3 protein-coding genes are annotated in these 1,138 nt (G+C 35.1%); 1 reads left to right on the forward strand and 2 read right to left on the reverse strand.

Annotation, left to right across the window (positions count from 1 at the left end):
• The coding region (locus FS666_RS19305; RefSeq protein ID WP_244943980.1) for a Tn3 family transposase at window positions 1-423 on the forward strand (423 nt) is incomplete at its 5' end.
• Window positions 424-559: 136 nt separating this feature from the next.
• Here FS666_RS19305 and FS666_RS19310 read toward each other — a convergent pair.
• Complete coding sequence (locus tag FS666_RS19310; RefSeq protein WP_058005537.1) at window positions 560-916, reverse strand: VOC family protein; 357 nt, start codon at window positions 914-916, stop codon at window positions 560-562.
• An 11-nt stretch (window positions 917-927) separates the two neighbouring features.
• Window positions 928-1,062, reverse strand: coding sequence for a helix-hairpin-helix domain-containing protein (locus FS666_RS19315; protein WP_306463615.1), 135 nt, complete (start codon window positions 1,060-1,062; stop codon window positions 928-930).
• Window positions 1,063-1,138: the final 76 nt, after the last annotated feature.

Consider the following 1,138-nt stretch of genomic DNA (forward strand, 5'->3'; position numbering starts at 1 on the left):
CTGAAAATGGGTAAAATCAGCCTGCTTTTCAAGCTTTTAACAAACTACGTCACGGATTCAGGTGATTATTTACACTATGAAGAGATTCGCAGAGAGATTCATGAAGGATTAAATACAGTGGAACAATGGAACTCGGTGAATACATATATTTTCTATGGGAAAAACAGTGAAATCCGTTCCAATTCGATAGAAGATCAAGAGGTTTCTGCCTTATCACTTCAATTGCTGCAAAATTGCTTAGTCTATATGAATACCTTAATGGTACAAGAAGTGCTTTATGACAACAACCAATATTGGTTGAGGAAAATGACTCCAGAAGATTTTAGGGGATTAACACCTTTATTTTATCATCATGTCAATCCATACGGAACTTTTGAACTCAATATGGATCAACGAATACCTATTAAGTTGAAAGTCTCGTAATTTTCATTATTTCAATTAGTAACAAAAACCAGCTAATGTCTTGGAACATGATATTAGCTGGTTTTTGCAATGTACGCTTAGACGTGAAAAGAGCACACACCTTACTCTGGAAAAGATCCCTATAGCTGAAGAAGAATTAGCTTTCAGATTCTTGAACAAAACCTAATTCGTTTCCATCTAAATCACTAATGGTGAATTTTTTTGTCCCATAAGGAGTTGAAAACAGTTCTTCAATCACATAAACGTGGTCTTTTAATTCAGCCCATAATGCATCAACATCTGTAATATTAAAATTAAACCGCCCGTGTGACGGATAATTATTATCTTCCATTAAAGCGAATGTCGCTCCATATTCTGCATCAAAATGGGCATAGTTAGGCTTTTCAGGCGGCCATGTAGCAGCTACTTTAAACCCTAATTTAGTCGTATACCAATCAATAGCTGCATCTAAATTTTTAACATTGACTCTGACATGTGCTAGTTTTGTTTTCATTTTTTCCTCCCTTATTCATACCAAGCTGTTTTAGGTCTTCCCTCAGGATAACCTACTTTTTCTCGATACTTCTTTCTTTCATTTGTGAAATCAAACCATTGCTTACTACTATTGGGATCATTCGCATAGTTAACAACACAACGAATTTGATCTTCGACACCGGATTAACCCCCGAATTTTGGACATAGTTACTCTTAATCTATCTTTTTCTTAAAATAGCTA

This window comes from Siminovitchia fortis, from assembly GCF_007681465.1.
In the GTDB taxonomy this organism is placed as follows: Bacteria; Bacillota; Bacilli; order Bacillales; family Bacillaceae_C; genus Siminovitchia; species Siminovitchia fortis.